The sequence below is a fragment of the Streptacidiphilus neutrinimicus genome (genome assembly GCF_000787815.1).
Taxonomy (GTDB): Bacteria; Actinomycetota; Actinomycetes; order Streptomycetales; family Streptomycetaceae; genus Streptacidiphilus; species Streptacidiphilus neutrinimicus.
Window position 1 is genome coordinate 246,395 of record NZ_BBPO01000001.1, and the last position, 16,605, is coordinate 262,999.

Here is a 16,605-nt window from a genome sequence, read left to right on the forward strand (position 1 = left end):
GCCACGAATTCCTTTCCAGAAAGCGAGTAGCACGACAGCCATGGCTGACGTCACCACCACCCCCGGGGGAGCCACCACCTCCGGCTCGATCCAGGTCGCCGGTGTGCCCGGCGAGTTCTCCGCCCAGCCGGGCGACGCGCGTACCGAGGTCCTCGCGTCCTACGACGTGAACGATTTCCCGGTCCCGCACGGCCGCGAGGAGAACTGGCGCTTCACGCCGCTGCACCGCCTCAAGGGCCTGCACGACGGCACCGCCGAGGCCACCGACGGCGCGGTCAAGGTCGACGTGACCGCCCCCGAGGGCGTCCTCGTCACCGTCGTCGACCGCGACGACGCCCGCGTGGGCGCGGCCGGCAAGCCGGTCGACCGCGTCGCCGCGCAGGCGTTCAGCAGCATCGACGAGGCCGGTCTGGTCTCCGTCCCCAAGGACACCCAGCTGACCGAGCCGATCCGGATCACCGTCCACGGCCAGGGCGGCGTCTGCTACGGCCACCAGGTGATCGAGATCGGCGCGTTCGCCGAGGCCGTCGTCGTGATCGAGCACACCGGTGACGCCGTGGTCGCCGCCAACGTCGAGTACCTGATCGGCGACGGCGCCAAGCTGACCGTCGTCTCGATCCAGGACTGGGAGGACACGGCCGTCCACGTCGCCCAGCACACCGCGCTGGTCGGCCGCGACGCGACCTTCAAGTCCGTCGTCGTCACCTTCGGCGGCGACGTCGTGCGCCTGCACCCGCGGGTGGTCTACGGCGGCACCGGCGGCGAGGCCGAGCTCTACGGCCTGTACTTCGCCGACGCCGGCCAGCACCTCGAGCACCGCCTCTTCGTCGACCACGACACGCCGCACTGCCGCTCCAACGTCGCCTACAAGGGCGCGCTGCAGGGCCAGGACGCGCACGCGGTCTGGATCGGCGACGTGCTGATCCGCGCCGAGGCCGAGGGCACCGACACCTACGAGCTCAACCGCAACCTGCTGCTCACCGACGGTGCGCGGGTCGACTCGGTCCCGAACCTGGAGATCGAGACCGGCGAGATCGTCGGCGCCGGCCACGCCTCCGCGACCGGCCGCTTCGACGACGAGCAGCTCTTCTACCTGCAGTCGCGCGGCATCCCGGCCGACGAGGCCCGTCGCCTGGTGGTCCGCGGCTTCTTCGCCGAGCTGGTCCAGCAGATCGGCCTGCCGGAGCTTCAGGAGCGTCTGATCGAGAAGATCGACGCGGAGCTGGAGGCGTCCGTCGGCGCTGGTGTCGCATGACCGCCGGCTTCGTGCGCGTCGCCGCGCTGAGCGAGCTGGAGGAGGACACCCCGAAGCGGGTCGAGGTCGACGGCGTCGCCGTCTCGATCGTCTCCGCCGAGGGCGAGGTCTTCGCCATCAACGACGTCTGCTCGCACGCCAACGTGTCGCTGTCCGAGGGCGAGGTGGAGGACTGCATGATCGAGTGCTGGCTCCACGGCTCGCGCTTCGACCTGCGCACCGGCAAGCCCTCGGGCCTCCCGGCGACCCGGCCCGTCCCCGTGTACCCCGTAAAGATCGAAGGGGACGATGTGCTCGTCTCCGTCACCCAGGAGTCCTGAGTCCATGGCAACGCTTGAAATCCGCGACCTGCACGTCTCCGTCGACGCCGAGAACGGCCCGCGCGAGATCCTCAAGGGCGTCGACCTGGTCGTGAAGCAGGGCGAGACCCACGCGATCATGGGCCCGAACGGCTCCGGCAAGTCCACCCTGGCCTACTCGCTGGCCGGCCACCCGAAGTACACCATCACCAAGGGTGAGGTGCTGCTGGACGGCGAGGACGTGCTGGCCATGTCCGTCGACGAGCGCGCCCGCGCCGGCGTCTTCCTGGCCATGCAGTACCCGGTCGAGGTCCCCGGCGTCTCGGTCTCCAACTTCCTGCGCACCTCCGCCACCGCGATCCGCGGCGAGGCCCCCAAGCTCCGCACCTGGGTCAAGGAGGTCAAGGAGGCCATGGCCGACCTCCAGATGGACCCGGCGTTCGCCGAGCGCAACGTCAACGAGGGCTTCTCCGGCGGTGAGAAGAAGCGCCACGAGATCCTCCAGATGGAGCTGCTCAAGCCGAAGATCGCGATCCTCGACGAGACCGACTCCGGTCTCGACGTCGACGCGCTGCGCATCGTCTCCGAGGGCGTGAACCGCGTGCGCGCCACCGGCGATGTCGGCACCCTGCTGATCACCCACTACACGCGCATCCTGCGCTACATCAAGCCGGACTTCGTCCACGTCTTCGCCGGCGGCAAGATCGTCGCCTCCGGCGGCCCCGAGCTGGCCGACCAGCTGGAGGAGAACGGCTACGAGCAGTACGTGAAGGGCGGTGCAGCCGAGTGATCCCTACCTCTCGCATGCTGGACGTGGACGCGATCCGCAAGGACTTCCCGGTCCTGTCGCGGATCCTGCCCAACGGCAAGCCGCTGGTCTACCTGGACAACGCGGCCACCTCGCAGAAGCCCAAGCAGGTCCTCGACGCGCTGACGGCCTACTACGAGCTGCACAACGCCAACGTCCACCGCGGCGTGCACACGCTCGCGGAGGAGGCCACGGCGCTGTACGAGGGCGCGCGTGACGCCGTCGCGTCCTTCATCAACGCGCCGAGCCGCGACGAGGTCGTGTTCACCAAGAACGCGTCCGAGTCGCTGAACCTCGTCGCGAACATGCTCGGCTGGGCCGAGGAGCCGTACAAGGTCGACGCCGACTCCGAGATCGTCATCACGGAGATGGAGCACCACTCCAACATCGTGCCGTGGCAGCTGCTGGCGCAGCGCACCGGCGCGAAGCTGAAGTGGTTCGGCCTGACCGACGACGGCCGGCTCGACCTGTCCCACATCGACGAGATCATCACCGAGAAGACCAAGGTCGTCTCGTTCGTGCTGGTCTCCAACATCCTGGGCACCGTCAACCCGGTCGAGGCGATCGTCCGCCGCGCCCAGGACGTGGGCGCGCTGGTCGTCATCGACGCCTCGCAGGCCGCCCCGCACATGGTGCTGGACGTGCAGGCGCTGGAGGCCGACTTCGTCGCCTTCACCGGGCACAAGATGCTGGCCCCGACCGGCATCGGCGTCCTGTGGGGCCGCCAGGAGCTGCTGGAGGACCTCCCGCCGTTCCTGGGCGGCGGCGAGATGATCGAGACCGTCTCCATGCAGTCCTCGACCTACGCCCCCGCGCCGCACAAGTTCGAGGCGGGCACCCCGCCGATCGCGCAGGCGGTCGGGCTGGGCGCGGCCATCGAGTACCTGAACGGCGTCGGCATGGACGCGATCGCGGCCCACGAGCACCGGATCACCGAGTACGCGCTGAGCCGGCTTGCTGAGGTCCCGGACCTGCGGGTGATCGGCCCGACCACGGCCGAGGACCGCGCCGCGGCGATCTCCTTCACCCTGGGCGACATCCACCCGCACGACGTGGGCCAGGTGCTGGACGAGCAGGGCATCGCCGTGCGCGTCGGCCACCACTGCGCGCGTCCGGTCTGCCTGCGCTACGGAATTCCGGCGACCACGCGGGCGTCGTTCTATCTGTACTCCACCGAGGCGGAGGTGGACGCCCTGATCGACGGGCTGCACCACGTCCGCGCCTTCTTCGGTTAAGTCGGAAAGGGAGCGGCGGTCGATGAAGCTCGACTCGATGTACCAGGACATCATCCTGGACCACTACAAGCACCCGCACGGCCGTGGCCTGCGCGACGGCGACGCCGAGGTGCACCACGTCAACCCGACTTGCGGCGACGAGATCACGCTGCGGGTCAAGCTCGAAGGGAACGTCCTCAAGGACGTCTCCTACGAAGGACAGGGGTGCTCGATCAGCCAGGCCAGCGCCTCGGTGCTGAACGACCTGCTGGTCGGCAAGGAGCTGGGCGAGGCCCAGCAGATCCAGGAGGCCTTCCTGGAGCTGATGCAGTCCAAGGGCCAGCTGGAGGGCGACGAGGAGGTGCTGGAGGACGCGATCGCGTTCGCCGGCGTCTCCAAGTACCCGGCGCGCGTCAAGTGCGCCCTGCTGAGCTGGATGGCCTGGAAGGACGCCACGGCGCAGGCCCTGGCCGGAGCGCCCGTCAAGGAGAGCGCATGAGCGAGACCGAGGCTGCCGCCGAGACCACCGAGTCGGCGGAGTCGTTCGAGAGCGTCAGCAAGGGCTCCGTCGCGGTCGACGACCTGATGGAGGCCCTGATGGACGTCGTCGACCCGGAGCTGGGCATCGACGTCGTCAACCTGGGCCTGATCTACGGCGTCCACATCGACGAGGGCGACGTCGCGACCGTCGACATGACACTGACGTCCGCGGCCTGCCCGCTGACCGACGTCATCGAGGACCAGGCCCGCACGGCCACCGACGGCCTGGTGAAGGACCTGCGGATCAACTGGGTCTGGATGCCGCCGTGGGGCCCGGACAAGATCACCGACGACGGCCGCGACCAGCTGCGGGCGCTCGGCTTCAACGTCTGAGGTCGTCACACCGGTCGTACCCGTACGGGCGCGGGGCTCTTCGGGGCTCCGCGCCCGTGGCGTTTGCCACACAATGTGACTCATGAGGTTCCTGTGTGCCGTCCTCGGCGTCCTGCTGCTCGTCACCGTCGTCAGCAGCGTGCTCCGGACGCTTGTGGTCCCACGGGGCCTCTACTCGGCGCTGGTTTTCCGCCTGACGAAGTCGCTGCGCACCGTCCTGCGCTGGACCGCCGCACCGCTCGGCACTTTCCGGGCCATGGACCGGGCGCAAGCGTGGCTCGCACCGCTGGTCCTGCTGGGCATGCTGACCGCCTGGCTCGGCGGGATGCTCGTCGCCTACTCGCTGCTGCTGTACGGCCTGTCCGACCTGAGTTTCGGCACCGCCGTGCGGGAGGCCGGATCGAGCCTGTTCACGCTCGGCTTCGCGAGCGGCGCGCGCCTGAAGCTCTCCGGACTGGACTTCCTCGCCGCGGCCACCGGCCCGCTGGTGATCGCGCTGCAGATCGCCTACCTGCCGACGCTCTACAGCGCGTACAACCGCCGCGAGACGGAGGTGACGCTGCTGGAGTCCCGCGCCGGCGAGCCCGCCTGGGGCCCGGAGCTGCTGGCGCGGCAGTGGCTGGTCGACACCCAGACGGCCCTGCCCATGCTCTACCGCGACTGGGAGCGGCTGGCCGCGGACATCGGCGAGAGCCACTCCAACTACCCGCTGCTGCTCTCCTTTCGCTCGCCCAGGGCCCAGCGCAGCTGGGTCGTCGCGCTGCTGGCGGTGATGGACGCGGCCGCGATCCAGCTGGCCATCGCCCCCAAGTCCGCCCCGGCCGAGGCCCGGCTCGTGCTCCGCGCCGGCTTCAGCTCGCTGCGCGACATCGCCCGCACGATGCGGGTCCCGTTCGACCCGGACCCGGAGCCGACCGCGCCGATCCGGCTCACCTTCGCCGAGTTCGACGCGGCCGTGGCGATGATCGTCGCGACCGGATTCGCCAAGGAGCGCACCGTCGAGGAAGCCTGGGGCCACTTCCGCGGCTGGCGGATCAACTACGAGGGCATCATCTACGAGCTCGCCCGCTGGACCGACGCCGTCCCGGCCCTGTGGAGCGGCCCGCGCGACTTCCCCGCCACGCCGATCCCCCCGCGCCGCCCCCAGGACCGCCGCCCGGTCGAGCGGTACTAGCCCCCTCCGGGGCGTTCGAGCCTCCGGGGGACGGGTAAGGGCCTCAGCAGGAGGCGGCCATGCACATCGCTCTCGGCCGAGCCCACCACGGCGGCCTCGGCCGCCCCGCACTCACCACCCCCGCCGGGGTGCGGCCCCCGCCTGCGTCCGGGGGCCGCGTGCGCACCCACCGCCGCTGGCTCGCCCGCACGGGCACCGAGCCGAGCACGGCGCTCAGTGATCTCCCCGCGCGGCGGATGCTGGCGGGCATCTTCGGCCCCGTCTACGCGGCGGGTGCGGTGCTGTTCTCCTGGATGGCGGCGGTCGCGAAACCCGCCGACGTCGCGGCGCGCAACACGTGGATCGGCTTCGCCGCGGTGTGCGCGCTGCTCGCGCTGATCGCGGGGGTGGACCTGCTGGTCATCCACGCCCGCATGGCGGCGGAACGCCGCGCGGGCCTCGCCTGGCGCCACGACCGCCCCTGGGTCGTCCGCGGCGACATCGTCGAACGCCGCGGGGACCGCCCGGGATCAGAGGAGTGAGCTGCAACCCCCTGGGGCGTGCAACCGCTGCGGGAGCGCACCTGGCCCCTCGCGCACACGCGGGCGGAGCCGCATATCGGCAGAGCCCCGCGCCCCTGGGTCGCGCAACCGCTGCGGGAGCGAACCGTGCGCCTCGCGCACACGCGGGCGGAGCCGCATATCGGCAGAGCCCGCGCCCCTGGGTCGTGCAACCGCTGCGGGAGCGAACCGTGCGCCTCGCGCCCCCAGGGGGAGGTGCGGCTACCGCTTGGTGCGCAGGGTGGCTGCGCCGAGGGTGAGGCAGGCGGTGGCGGCGACGGAGGCGAAGGTCGCGAACGCCGGCAGGATGCCGTACGCCCGGGCGAGGAAGCCCACGGCGACGATCGGCAGGGAGCTGCCCAGGTAGACGACGACCCACAGGGTGCTCAGCTGGGAGGCGCGGAGGTCCGGTTCCAGCGCCGCCGAGGCCATCGTGAACAGCGCCCGGAAGGCCATGCCCTGGGACGCGCCCGCGAGCACGCTGCCGGCGAACAGCAGGGCGGGGACGTGCGCGTAGCCCGCGAGGACGACCAGGCCGAGCCCCAGGGCCAGGCCCGCCATGCCGAGCGCCGGGACGGCGCGTGCGCGGGTGGGACGGGCGAGCAACTGCGCCGCGGCCGAGCTGCCGAGCAGGAGCGCTGCCACGCCCGCCCCGGCCAGCGGCGCCTTGGTGTGCAGCAGCGACGCGGCGTAGCTGGGAGCCAGGCTGAGGTAGACGCCGAAGACCGCGTAGGAGACGAAGCCCGTCGCCGCGGCCAGCAGGAAGACGCCGCGGCCCTGCTTCGGCAGGCTCAGCGCGCGCGGGCGGAGGTTGGTGCGAGAGACGGTGGGCGGGGCGACCGCGTCCTGGCCGGGGGAGCGGGGGTGCAGCAGCGCCAGCGGCACGCACAGCGCCAGCAGGGCGATCGCGTGCAGCAGGAACGGGGTGACGACCGGGTCCTTGCCGCTCGCGAGCGCCGCGCCCAGCAGCGGGCCGAGGGCGACGCCGCCCGCGGACGCGGCCAGGGTCAGCTTCGCGGCGACGGAGGGGCGGTCGGGCAGCAGGTCGGCGAGGGCCGCGCCCGCCGCGCCGGTGGCGAGGCCGACGGCGATGCCCTGGACGGCCCGGCCGAGCGCCAGCTCGCCGAGGCTCGACGAGGAGGCGAAGACCAGGTCGCCGACGGAGGCGAGCACGACCGCGGGCAGCACCAGGGCCCGTCGGCCCAGCTGGTCGGACCAGTGGCCGACGGCGGCGAGCACGGGGACCAGGGCGAAGACGTAGACCGTGAACAGGACGGTCGTGTCCACCGGGGTCAGGCCGAGGCGGGCCTGGAGCGCGGGGTAGAGGGGCGTCGCCAGGTTCGCGCCGATGAGCAGCAGCAGCAGGACGGCGACGGTCAGGCCGACACGGACGCCGCGCAGCGCGTTCCAGCGGCTCAGCGAACGGAGGCGCAGACGCTCGCGCGGGGCGAGTTCGAGAGGGAGCAGGGCCTCGGTCAGACGTGTGCCGACCGGGGTCAGGTCCGCCATGGCAGGGATCTCCTGGCGTCGGGGCTCCGGGCCGTTCCGGCGGGGTGTGCCGGGTCGGTCCGGGTGGAGCGGGCGTGCGGGGGGCGTGCGGGTTGTCAGCGCGTGGGTGTGCGCTTCAGCCCAGCGGAGGATACGTGCTGGTCACACGTCAAGGGAAACGACGCCCGCCCGCGCCAGGGACTACCCTCGGCGTCAGGAACGGTGTGTGTGTGCGTCACCAGGTGCGAAGGACGGTCGGGAACATGGCAACGCGCAGTCGTAAGGACGGTCCCGTCGGCGAGGGTGTACCCCTGCCCGCCGACCTCGATCTGGAGACCCTGTACGGCACCGGTGCGGTGGCCGAGTACGCGGACGAGACCGACCCGGACGCGACGGACGAGGACGATCTCGTCCTGGTGCCGCCCGTGCGGCTGGCCCCGTCCGAGCAGCTGGCCGCCTCCGCGCTGGCCGCGCCGCTGGTGGAGCACACCCTGAAGCTGGCGCGCTGGGTCGGCGAGGGCAAGCCGGTGGACGAGTGGGGCGAGCTCTCCGAGGAGCAGGCCGCCGAGGCGGCCGCAGCGATGGGCGTGGAGCCGGACGACGTCGGCGAGGTCGAGCGGGCCTGGGCGCTCGCTGTCGACCTGGAGCTGGTCGTGCTGGAGTCCGGCGCCGACTCGGCCGAGGACGCGCCCGAGCGCGCGGTCGCCGGCCCGGAGCTGGCCCGGCTGGAGGAGGGCGAGCCGGAGGCCGTCCTCGACGCGTGGCTGACCGCCGCGTCGGTGATCGCGCAGACGGCGGTCGAGGCCGCCATCGAGGACATCGAGGCGGCCCAGCGCGAGGACGAGGACGAGGCGGACGACGAGGCGGGGGCGGCGGGCGCCTCGGCTGAGGCGCCGGCCGCGGCCGGCGAGGTCGCCGAGCTGGAGGCCGAGGACGAGTCGGAGGAGGAGTACGCCCGCCTGGAGGAGGCGCGCGAGGAGGCGCAGGGCCTGCTGGACGACGCCCTCCAGGTGCTCTACGAGACGCGGGCGCTGGCCCCCACCCCGGTCGAGCAGACGCTGCCGCTCGGCGTGCTGGCCGCGCTGCTCGTCGTCCCCGAGGGCGAGGACCCGACCGAGGAGCTGCTCGGTGAGATCACCGAGACCATGGTGCTGCTCGACCCGATGCTCCAGGAGCTGGCCGACCTCGGCATGCTCGACTACCGCCCGATCGACCCGAGCCTCTTCGAGGAGAGCGAGGAGGACGGCGCGGCCGAGGGCGTGGAGCTGGAGGAGCTGGACCCGGAGGAGGTCGACCGCTTCGGCCACGTCCGGCTGACCGATCTGGGCCTCTTCGGCGTCCGCGAGTGGCTGCTGGAGGACGGCATCGACGCCCCGCTGGTGGGCGCGCACGCCCAGGGCGACGCGGCGGAGCTGCTGCGCGGCATCTGCGAGTCGGCGAACGTGCTGCCGGAGGAGGAGATCGTCGAGTGGCTCCAGGGCAAGGAGCCGCAGTCGGCCGCCGCCGAGCTGCTGGCCGCGGCGCGCGGTGACGACCTCGTCGCGCCGGTCCGCCGGCTGTACTGCCAGGTGGCGCTGCGTCGCCTCGGCGAGCCGGCGGTGCCCGCCGTGCGGGAGGTGCTGAGCGACCCTGAGCTGGTCGGCATCGCCGGGGCGTGGCTGACCGAGCTGGGCGCGACGGACCTGCCGCAGCCCGAGCGCGCCACCGTCCTGTGGACGACGGTCGACGCGCTGGCAGCCCAGCTGATCGACACCGGCGGTCAGGCGGACGCGATGCGCGAACTGGTCGAGATGCTGCCCGGCCCGGACGGCCCGGACCGCTTCTTCGAGGACCTGTGGCGCGTCGACCACACGTACACCCGCGCCGTGCTGGAGGCGGTCGGGGAGCTGCATCCGGACAAGTCGGTGGCCAAGATGGCCCGTAAGGCGGCCTACAAGGCCAAGTCCCAGGGCCGGTGACAAGCATCACAGGCTCTCTGCGTCCCAGGTCGGACGCGTTGGTCGGGGTACGGACGACTGCGTAGTAAGGTGCGGCGGGTCAAGCAGAAAGAGGCCTTCTTGTCCCGCCCCTCGTTTCCCGAGTCGCCCACCTTGCGGCTGCGAGCCCTGACGTCGGCTCAGCCGGAATCTCAGTCGAAGTCTCAGCCGGAGGAGCGCCCGCAGCCCGTGTCGGGGCGGGTCATCCCGCAGCCGCGGCGCCCGCGGCTGTACGCCCTCGACGGGCTGCGGTTGGTGGCGGCGCTGGCGGTGGTCGTCTTCCACTTCGTGGGATACGACCACCTCGGCTACCAGGGGGCCTGGCACAAGCCGACGGGCGTGGTCTTTCCGACCCTGCACCCGATCGCCTCCTACGGCTGGCTCGGCGTCGAGTTCTTCTTCCTGCTCAGCGGCTTCGTCATCTGCATGTCGTGCTGGGGCCGTTCGGTCCGCGACTTCGCGGTCTCCCGCGTCATGCGCCTCTACCCGGCGTACTGGTGCTGCGTGTTGATCACCGGCATCGCGCTTCGTCTGAACGGCGACTGGACCGTGACGCCGGAGCGGATCCTGACCAATCTGACCATGCTTCACGAACCGCTCGGTGTCGGGCACGTGGACCCGGTCTACTGGTCGCTCTGGGCGGAGATGCGGTTCTACCTCATCTTCTCGCTCGTGGTGCTGATGGGCCTGACGTACCAGCGGGTGCTCGGTTTCTGCGCGGTCTGGCTGGTCGGCTCGGTGCTGGCGCCCGCCTCCGGGCTGCCGTTGCTGGTGACGTTGTTCCAGCCGACCTACGCGCCCTTCTTCGTCGGCGGCATCGTGATGTTCCTGATGCACCGGTTCCGGCCCAGCCCGCTGCTCTGGGTGATGCTGGGCGCTTCCTGGCTGCTGGCGCAGCACCAGTTGCTCACCCTTCTCCAGGAGGAGAGCGGATGGTCCGCCCACATCCGCCTGTCCTGGACGGTGGGCGTGGCTCTGGTGACGGCCTGCTACGCCGTGATCCTCGCGATCGCGCTCGGCAGGCTGTCGTTCCTCAACCGCCGCTGGCTGGTCACCGCCGGAGCGCTGACCTACCCCCTCTACCTGCTGCACGAGGAGCTCGGCTGGCTGCTCATCGGGCGACTGGCCGACCGGGTGGCCCCGGAGGTCCTGCTGTCCGGTGTGATCCTTTTGATGCTGCTCGGCGCCTATCTGGTCCACCGGTTCGTGGAGCGACCGCTTGCGAGCCGCCTCAAGCGCTGGCTCACTCTGCCTGTGCCCGTGCGGCGCGGCTCGGGGGCGTCGAGCGCCGCCTGAGTCGCTTCACGGCATGACCTGAGCCTTCTTCATGGCATGGCCTGAGCCTCTTCTCGGACGCCTGGGCCACCGGTCCAAGCTGTTCCGGCGCGAACGGAACTAGCCCCCCTCGGAGCGCGTGTGCCACAGTGTGCGCCGGTTCAGTGGAGGGGGCGAACAGGGATGAACGGCCAGAACTCGCCGGGCGAGATCTATTTCAGCAACAACTACCACGACCTGTGCCAGCAGTACGGCACGGGCGCGGGTTTCCAGTTCGAGTTCGGCTGCTCGCGCTGCCACGACACCTGGCGCTCCGCGTTCCAGCCCTACGCCAGCGGCCGGGTCTCCGGCTGGCTGGACAAGGCCGTCGGCAGCGCCTGGGGCGCGCTCGGCCGAGCCGGCAGCGAGGCGTCCGCAGCGCTGGACGGGCTGGTAGGCGCCAACTGGGGCCCGGCGAAGGACGCGGCCTTCCGGCGGGCGATCGCGGACGCCCAGGGGCACTTCAACCGCTGTGCCCGGTGCACCAGTTACGTCTGCGAGCGGTGCTTCAGCCCCGCCCAGGGCCTGTGCCACGGCTGCGCGCCCGACACCGCCGCCGAGGTCGCGGCGGCCCAGCAGCGGGGGCTGAACGACGTGGCCACCTCGCGCGCCTACGACCTGGGCGGCAGTCAGGGCGCACAGTACAACCTGGACCGCCCGTTCCAGTTGGTCTGCCCGCAGTGCCACGCCGAGACCCACGGCGCCAACTTCTGTCCCGCCTGCGGCCACAAGCTCGGGGGGCAGGACGCCTGCGTCTCCTGCCGCGGCGAGCTGCCGCAGGGGGCCGCGTTCTGTCCCCAGTGCGGCACCCGACGCTAGGGCCGACTACAGCACGGCGGGAGCCAGTTCGTCGCCCAGGGGGCGGTCCGGGTCCCCGTCGCGCATCCGGCGGTCCGGGCGGCGCAGCAGCAGGTAGGCGCCGCCCGCGAGGGCGACCGTGCCGACGCCGAGGACGGCCGCCCAGATCTGGTACCAGGGCGCGCCCGCCGGGGCGAGGATGCTGCGCGGCCAGCAGATGTTGACCACCTCGAAGCCGGTCCACACCACCGCGAGCAGGTTGAGCGGGGTGCCGAGTCGTCCGTAGCCGACCGCGCCGGCCGGCTTCCACACCCCGCGCAGGCGCGCGACCAGCGCGACGAGGGTGAGCAGGAAGAACGGCACGAAGGTCGCCGCGCTGCCGAAGGTGATCAGGCTGCCCATGGCCGAGGTGCTCAGCCCCAGCGGCAGCGCGGCGCAGCTGATCAGCGTCGCCGCGACGAGGCCGCCGATCGGCGCCTTGTGCCGGTTGACCCTGCGCACCTGACGCGAGAACGGGAAGACGTCGTCGCGGGCGAGGGAGTACAGCCCGCGCGCGGCGCCGCCCTGGGAGGCCATCAGGCACGCGGTGAAGCTGACCAGGACGACCAGGACGAACGGCTTGTCCGCCCAGCCGCCGAAGGCGTGGGTGACGGCGGTGGTCACCGGGTCGAGGTCCTTGCCGGAGACGACGTCGCCCGGGTTCGGGTGGGCCAATTCGACCGAGATGGCGTTGAGGATCACCACCAGCCCCACGCTGAGCAGCGACCACCACATCGCCTTCGGCACCTGCCGGGCCGCGTCCTTGGTCTCCTCGGCCGTCGACACGCAGGCGTCGAAGCCGATGAACGCCCAGCCCGCGACCGCCACAGCGGCGAGCAACGCGCCGGTGTCGCTGACGCCGAGCCCGGCCGGGGCGTGCAGGAAGTCGGTCAGCAGCGAGAAGCCGTGCCGCCGGAAGACCAGCAGCAGGGTGAAGCCCACCAGGACGGACGCGACCGCCTCGGCGGCGATGCCCAGACTGACGAACCAGCGCAGGAAGTCGATGCCGTAGGCGTTGACGAAAGTGCAGACGAGCATGAAGCCGACCGAGGCCAGCACCTGCTCGGTGGGCGTCGGCACGGCCCCGAACAGCGCGAAGAGCCAGGGCGAGGCGAGGTAGGCGACGGTGGTGTTGCCGAACATCACCGCGAACTGCCACATCCAGCCGCTCAGCCAGGCCACGGCCGGGCTCGCCAGCCGCCGGCTCCACTGGTAGGCGCCGCCCGCCAGCGGCCACTGGGAGGCGAGCTCCGAGTACACCGCCACGACCAGGCACTGCCCGAGCAGGCACAACGGCAGCGCCCAGATCCAGGCTCCGCCCGCGATGCTCATCCCGACCTGTGCGGCGGCGTAGAGCCCGACGACCGGCGAGACCACGGCGAAGCCCATGGAGATGTTGCCCAGCACGCTCAGGCTGCGTCTCAGCTCCTGGCGGTAGCCGAGGGCGGCGAGCCGGTCGGCGTCGGTGGGGTCGTGGTCGGCCATGCGCAGCGCCTCCTCGTAAAACTAACTAAGTTAGTCACTGGTGTTGAGGTGGGACGATAGCCGCCGAGAGCGGAGAGCGGAAGAGGGGACTTCGGCGTGGGCCGACCGAGCAGGGCGCTGCTGACCCGCGAGCGGATCGCGCTGGCCGCGCTTCAGGTGGTGGACGAGGAGGGCCCCGACGGCCTGACCATGCGCGCCCTGGCCGAGCGGCTCGGGGTGAAGGCAGCCTCGCTGTACAACCACGTGGAGAGCAAGGACGCGCTGGTCGACGCGGTCTCGGAGCTGGTCAACGAGGAGATCGACCACAGCCGGCTCGCCGACCCCGACTGGCGCGCCGGCCTCGCCGCGTACGCGCGAGGCTACCGCGCGGTCTTCCTGCGCCACCCGAACACCATCGCCCTGCTCGCGCGCCGACGCGTCGAGGCGGACCGCGCGCTGCGCGGCTACGACGCCCTGCTCGCCCTGCTCGGCCGCGCCGGGCTGTCCGCGGCGGACGCCGCGGAGGTCGCCGCGGCGCTGGACTACCTGGTCCTGGGCTCCGCCCTGGAGACCTTCACCGCGGGCTTCACCCGCGCGCCGGAGGCCTACCGCCCGGACTACCCCGCCCTCGCGGACGCCCTCGACGCCTCCTTCGCCCGCGGCGGCGGAGCGGCGGGCCTGGACGACCGCGGCTTCGAGCTGGGCCTGCGCCTCCTCCTGGACGGCGTCGCGGGGCGGACGCCGTAGGCGGTCGCGAGCATCGCGCGACCCGGGGGCGGGGGCGGCCCACGCCGGGCTCCTCGGGTGGGAGGCGGTGTGGTGCTCGGGCTCCTCGGGTGGGAGGCGGTGTGGCGCTCGGGCTCCTCGGGGCGGCCGGTGGGCTGCCCCTCGGGCTTCGGGCCGGAGGGCTCGGGAGTGCGCCCGGACCCGAGGAGTTCCGGGCCTGTAGGCCCCGACTCCGGGCCTGTCGAGGCGGGAGCCCCGATTCCCGAGCTTCGCCCGGGCGGTGGCGACCTGGTGGCTCGTGGCCGGGGTGTGCCCAACTCCGGGGCGTTCGACCGGAAGAATGCCGCGAGCCGGGCCGTCGGTGCCGAGTCGCCCGTGGCGTCGGTGAGCGTCGCGGGCCGGTGGTCGGTCAGCGGCGCACGTCGACGCCGAAGGTCGCGTGGAAGGTCTGCGGGTCGAACGGGTCCGTGGCCGGGACGACGCCGCCGTGGAGGGTCGTGCCAGGAGAGGCCGAGGGTCGAAGGAACGTCATGCCCCCACCGTCCGCCGCGTCCGCGCGTTCCCGGCGGCGACGTGCAGAGAGCGGCGGCGTGCGTCAGCCGATCGGGGGAGGGGTATCGAAGAGCATGGTGCACGCGGGGCCCGAAGGTCCCTAGGGTGGACCGCGCGGAAGTATGGGGAGGCACGGTGAGGTATCGCAGCGGCGGGTCCGGCCCGGTCGAAGGCCCGGACGACGGCCCGGTCGACGGCCCGGACGACCTCTGGCGTCAGGGCGCCGGGCAGGACGAGGAACTGCTGGCCGGGGCCGCGTTCCCGCTCTACGCCGCCTCCGCGCCGGCGCTGGCTCCCGCCGCGCTGACCGAGTTCCAACTGACCAACGGCGAGTTGGTGAGGGTGCTGCTCTCCCGGGGCGACTGGTTCGCCGCCGAGGGCCCGGTGGTCCACGTCGCCACGATGCGGGCGGTCGACCCGGGGACGCCCGACGTGGGGGCCGCGCTGGAACACCTGGTCGGCGCCGAGCGCGAGCGGTTGCGGACCTGGGACGCGCAGCCGGGCGGGGCCGTCGAGGGCCCGGCGGAGCTGACCGTGGACGGCGTCCCCCTCCCGGTCGAGCTGCGGCGCGAGGGAACGCTGTGGGTGGCGCGGCTGCGCCCGCCGGGAGGCCGCGTCGTGCTGGTGGTGACCGCCAGGGGCGTCGTGCCCGAGGACGTCGAACTCGGCGTGGTCACCGACGTCGCACCGTACACCCAGGGGCGCCAACTCCTGCTCAACGAGCTGGCCCTGCGACGTGCGGCGCAGCGCAAGCGACAGGACGACACCGGCGGCCCGGCGGTCGAGGAGCCGCTCGGCCTGGCGGACCACCGTCGGCTGGTCGACTACTCCGTGGCCGAGGCGCTCCGCCTCGAGGCCGACGTCCGCACCCACGGCTACCCCGTCCCGCGGCCGGAGCCGACGGGCGCGGAGCGCCGGGCCCTGTGGGACAAGGCAGTGCGTCAGCAGATGCGCCTCGCGGGGGAGGAGCGCCAGGAGGCGGAGGAGTCGGTGACCGCCCTGGTCAACCAGATGGTGACGCTCGCCCAGGCCGCCGAGTGGTTCGTCGCCCCGGTCCCGGGCGAGGCGGGCGAGGCGGGTGAGGCGGGTGAGGCGGGTGAGACCGTCGGGACGGGGAGCGCGGCGCAGGCGGCCGTGGAGGAGAGCATCCGCTTCACCGCTCTGGCCAGCGAGGTCGCCAGCGCCCCCGCCCAGCGAGCCTGGCTGCGCCAGTGGCACCGCCTCGACGAGCCGCCCTTCCCCGACTCCCCGCGGGCCACCCCGGAGGAGCTGCGCCTCCGCCACGAGCTGACCCTCCAGGCCCGCGCGAGCTGGCTGGACCTGTGGCGGGTCTGGTTCTCCCAGCGGTGAAAGGCCGTTGACGACACATCGGGCCGAGGCCTTGGCTGGGGGCATGATGCGACGCCTCGACCTCGGCTACTTCGTCCGTCCGGCCGAGGAGGCGGGAACGGAGCACCCCCGGGTGGAGCCCGTCCTCGCCTACCTGGTGGGCACGGACTCCGGGCTGGTCCTCTTCGACACCGGCATCGGTGCGGCCGATCCGGAGACCGAGGCCCACTACCGGCCACGCCGCCGTCCGTTGGCCGCAGCGCTCGCGGACGCCGGGGTCGCCGTCGGCGACGTCTCCCTGGTCGTCAACTGCCACCTGCACTTCGACCACTGCGGCGGCAATCCGTCGTTCCCACGGACCCCGGTCGTCGTCCAGACGGCGGAGCTCGCCGCGGCACGGGGTGAGGCCTACACCTTTCCCGAGCTCGTGGACTTCCCCGGCGCCCGCTACGAGGAGCTGGACGGCGAGGCCGAGATCCGGCCGGGCGTGTGGATCATCCCGACCCCGGGCCACACGGCAGGCCACCAGTCCCTCGTCCTCCGGCGCCCCGACGGCACGGTGATCCTGGCCGGTCAGGCCCACGACTTCGCCTCCGGCTTCGGCGCCGACCACCTCGCCCTCCACGCCGCGGCAGCGGGCTCGGAGCCCCCGCTCCCGCCACACTCCTCCTGGCTGCCCCGCCTGCTCTCGTTCGACCCCCGCCGCATCCTCTTCGCCCACGACTGCGCGGTGTGGGAGCCGCCCGCGTAAAGGTCT

17 protein-coding genes are annotated in these 16,605 nt (G+C 72.5%); 14 read left to right on the forward strand and 3 right to left on the reverse strand.

Annotated elements, in window-relative coordinates; all coding sequences use genetic code 11:
* The first annotated feature begins 40 nt into the window (after nt 1-40).
* The 8 genes from sufD to TR48_RS44635 all read left to right on the forward strand — a co-directional run bounded on the left by sufD (nt 41) and on the right by TR48_RS44635 (nt 6,144).
* A complete protein-coding gene (sufD, locus tag TR48_RS01065) occupies nt 41-1,255 on the forward strand; it encodes a Fe-S cluster assembly protein SufD (protein WP_042363827.1) in 1,215 nt (404 codons plus the stop codon).
* Nucleotides 1,252-1,575, forward strand: coding sequence for a non-heme iron oxygenase ferredoxin subunit (locus TR48_RS01070; RefSeq protein ID WP_042363828.1), 324 nt, complete (start codon nt 1,252-1,254; stop codon nt 1,573-1,575). The genes sufD and TR48_RS01070 overlap by 4 nt, the downstream gene beginning before the upstream one ends.
* Nucleotides 1,576-1,579: 4 nt before the next feature.
* Nucleotides 1,580-2,344 (forward strand): Fe-S cluster assembly ATPase SufC, encoded by a 765-nt coding sequence (gene sufC / locus TR48_RS01075; RefSeq protein ID WP_042363829.1) that lies wholly within the window; start codon nt 1,580-1,582, stop codon nt 2,342-2,344.
* A 14-nt stretch (nt 2,345-2,358) separates the two neighbouring features.
* A complete protein-coding gene (locus tag TR48_RS01080) occupies nt 2,359-3,597 on the forward strand; it encodes a cysteine desulfurase (RefSeq protein WP_042363830.1) in 1,239 nt (412 codons plus the stop codon).
* Between the two features lie 22 nt (nt 3,598-3,619).
* On the forward strand, nt 3,620-4,075 hold the full coding sequence (sufU, locus tag TR48_RS01085; protein ID WP_042363831.1) for a Fe-S cluster assembly sulfur transfer protein SufU: 456 nt from the start codon (nt 3,620-3,622) through the stop codon (nt 4,073-4,075).
* Nucleotides 4,076-4,161: 86 nt separating this feature from the next.
* On the forward strand, nt 4,162-4,449 hold the full coding sequence (locus TR48_RS01090; RefSeq protein ID WP_042363931.1) for a metal-sulfur cluster assembly factor: 288 nt from the start codon (nt 4,162-4,164) through the stop codon (nt 4,447-4,449).
* A gap of 82 nt (nt 4,450-4,531) precedes the next feature.
* Nucleotides 4,532-5,623, forward strand: a complete 1,092-nt coding sequence (locus tag TR48_RS01095; protein ID WP_042363832.1) for a hypothetical protein — start codon at nt 4,532-4,534, stop codon at nt 5,621-5,623.
* A 59-nt stretch (nt 5,624-5,682) separates the two neighbouring features.
* Nucleotides 5,683-6,144 (forward strand): hypothetical protein, encoded by a 462-nt coding sequence (locus tag TR48_RS44635; RefSeq protein WP_052442312.1) that lies wholly within the window; start codon nt 5,683-5,685, stop codon nt 6,142-6,144.
* A 240-nt stretch (nt 6,145-6,384) separates the two neighbouring features.
* Here the strand turns inward: TR48_RS44635 and TR48_RS01105 are convergent, their stop codons facing one another.
* Entirely contained in the window at nt 6,385-7,671 is a 1,287-nt protein-coding gene (locus TR48_RS01105) for an MFS transporter (protein WP_084728661.1), read from the reverse strand.
* A 242-nt stretch (nt 7,672-7,913) separates the two neighbouring features.
* Here TR48_RS01105 and TR48_RS01110 point away from each other — a divergent pair, with 242 nt between their 5' ends.
* The 3 genes from TR48_RS01110 (at nt 7,914) to TR48_RS01120 (ending at nt 11,759) form a co-directional block, all read left to right on the forward strand.
* Nucleotides 7,914-9,608, forward strand: a complete 1,695-nt coding sequence (locus tag TR48_RS01110) for a hypothetical protein (RefSeq protein ID WP_084728663.1) — start codon at nt 7,914-7,916, stop codon at nt 9,606-9,608.
* 207 nt (nt 9,609-9,815) lie between these two features.
* The gene (locus TR48_RS01115) at nt 9,816-10,922 is read left to right on the forward strand and encodes an acyltransferase family protein (protein WP_063770865.1); all 1,107 of its coding nucleotides are present in this window, start codon (nt 9,816-9,818) and stop codon (nt 10,920-10,922) included.
* Nucleotides 10,923-11,084: 162 nt separating this feature from the next.
* Nucleotides 11,085-11,759 (forward strand): zinc ribbon domain-containing protein, encoded by a 675-nt coding sequence (locus TR48_RS01120; protein WP_042363833.1) that lies wholly within the window; start codon nt 11,085-11,087, stop codon nt 11,757-11,759.
* Between the two features lie 6 nt (nt 11,760-11,765).
* Here TR48_RS01120 and TR48_RS01125 read toward each other — a convergent pair whose 3' ends face one another.
* Nucleotides 11,766-13,262 (reverse strand): APC family permease, encoded by a 1,497-nt coding sequence (locus TR48_RS01125; protein ID WP_042363834.1) that lies wholly within the window; start codon nt 13,260-13,262, stop codon nt 11,766-11,768.
* Nucleotides 13,263-13,358: 96 nt separating this feature from the next.
* Between TR48_RS01125 and TR48_RS01130 the strand changes: the two genes are divergently transcribed.
* A complete protein-coding gene (locus tag TR48_RS01130) occupies nt 13,359-13,988 on the forward strand; it encodes a TetR/AcrR family transcriptional regulator (protein WP_042363835.1) in 630 nt (209 codons plus the stop codon).
* A gap of 388 nt (nt 13,989-14,376) precedes the next feature.
* On the opposite strand, the gene TR48_RS46205 is transcribed toward TR48_RS01130, so the two are convergent.
* Nucleotides 14,377-14,499, reverse strand: a complete 123-nt coding sequence (locus tag TR48_RS46205) for a hypothetical protein (RefSeq protein ID WP_268873555.1) — start codon at nt 14,497-14,499, stop codon at nt 14,377-14,379.
* A 155-nt stretch (nt 14,500-14,654) separates the two neighbouring features.
* Between TR48_RS46205 and TR48_RS01135 the strand changes: the two genes are divergently transcribed.
* Nucleotides 14,655-15,869 (forward strand): hypothetical protein, encoded by a 1,215-nt coding sequence (locus TR48_RS01135; RefSeq protein ID WP_042363836.1) that lies wholly within the window; start codon nt 14,655-14,657, stop codon nt 15,867-15,869.
* A 46-nt stretch (nt 15,870-15,915) separates the two neighbouring features.
* Nucleotides 15,916-16,599 carry an N-acyl homoserine lactonase family protein gene (locus TR48_RS01140; protein WP_042363936.1) on the forward strand — a complete coding sequence of 228 codons (684 nt, stop codon included), beginning with the start codon at nt 15,916-15,918 and terminating at the stop codon, nt 16,597-16,599.
* The last annotated feature ends 6 nt before the right edge of the window (nt 16,600-16,605 follow it).

What these genes read in the sequence shown, in the direction of transcription:
- TR48_RS01070 (WP_042363828.1), top strand. Translation starts at nt 1,252, where the DNA reads ATGACCGCCGGCTTCGTGCGCGTCGCCGCGCTGAGCGAGCTGGAGGAG.
- TR48_RS01110 (WP_084728663.1), top strand. Translation starts at nt 7,914, where the DNA reads ATGGCAACGCGCAGTCGTAAGGACGGTCCCGTCGGCGAGGGTGTACCC.
- TR48_RS01095 (WP_042363832.1), top strand. Translation starts at nt 4,532, where the DNA reads ATGAGGTTCCTGTGTGCCGTCCTCGGCGTCCTGCTGCTCGTCACCGTC.
- TR48_RS01080 (WP_042363830.1), top strand. Translation starts at nt 2,359, where the DNA reads ATGCTGGACGTGGACGCGATCCGCAAGGACTTCCCGGTCCTGTCGCGG.
- TR48_RS01090 (WP_042363931.1), top strand. Translation starts at nt 4,162, where the DNA reads ATGGAGGCCCTGATGGACGTCGTCGACCCGGAGCTGGGCATCGACGTC.
- TR48_RS46205 (WP_268873555.1), bottom strand. Translation starts at nt 14,499, where the DNA reads ATGACGTTCCTTCGACCCTCGGCCTCTCCTGGCACGACCCTCCACGGC.
- TR48_RS01140 (WP_042363936.1), top strand. Translation starts at nt 15,916, where the DNA reads ATGCGACGCCTCGACCTCGGCTACTTCGTCCGTCCGGCCGAGGAGGCG.
- TR48_RS44635 (WP_052442312.1), top strand. Translation starts at nt 5,683, where the DNA reads ATGCACATCGCTCTCGGCCGAGCCCACCACGGCGGCCTCGGCCGCCCC.
- TR48_RS01105 (WP_084728661.1), bottom strand. Translation starts at nt 7,671, where the DNA reads ATGGCGGACCTGACCCCGGTCGGCACACGTCTGACCGAGGCCCTGCTC.
- sufD (WP_042363827.1), top strand. Translation starts at nt 41, where the DNA reads ATGGCTGACGTCACCACCACCCCCGGGGGAGCCACCACCTCCGGCTCG.
- TR48_RS01120 (WP_042363833.1), top strand. Translation starts at nt 11,085, where the DNA reads ATGAACGGCCAGAACTCGCCGGGCGAGATCTATTTCAGCAACAACTAC.
- TR48_RS01125 (WP_042363834.1), bottom strand. Translation starts at nt 13,262, where the DNA reads ATGGCCGACCACGACCCCACCGACGCCGACCGGCTCGCCGCCCTCGGC.
- sufC (WP_042363829.1), top strand. Translation starts at nt 1,580, where the DNA reads ATGGCAACGCTTGAAATCCGCGACCTGCACGTCTCCGTCGACGCCGAG.
- sufU (WP_042363831.1), top strand. Translation starts at nt 3,620, where the DNA reads ATGAAGCTCGACTCGATGTACCAGGACATCATCCTGGACCACTACAAG.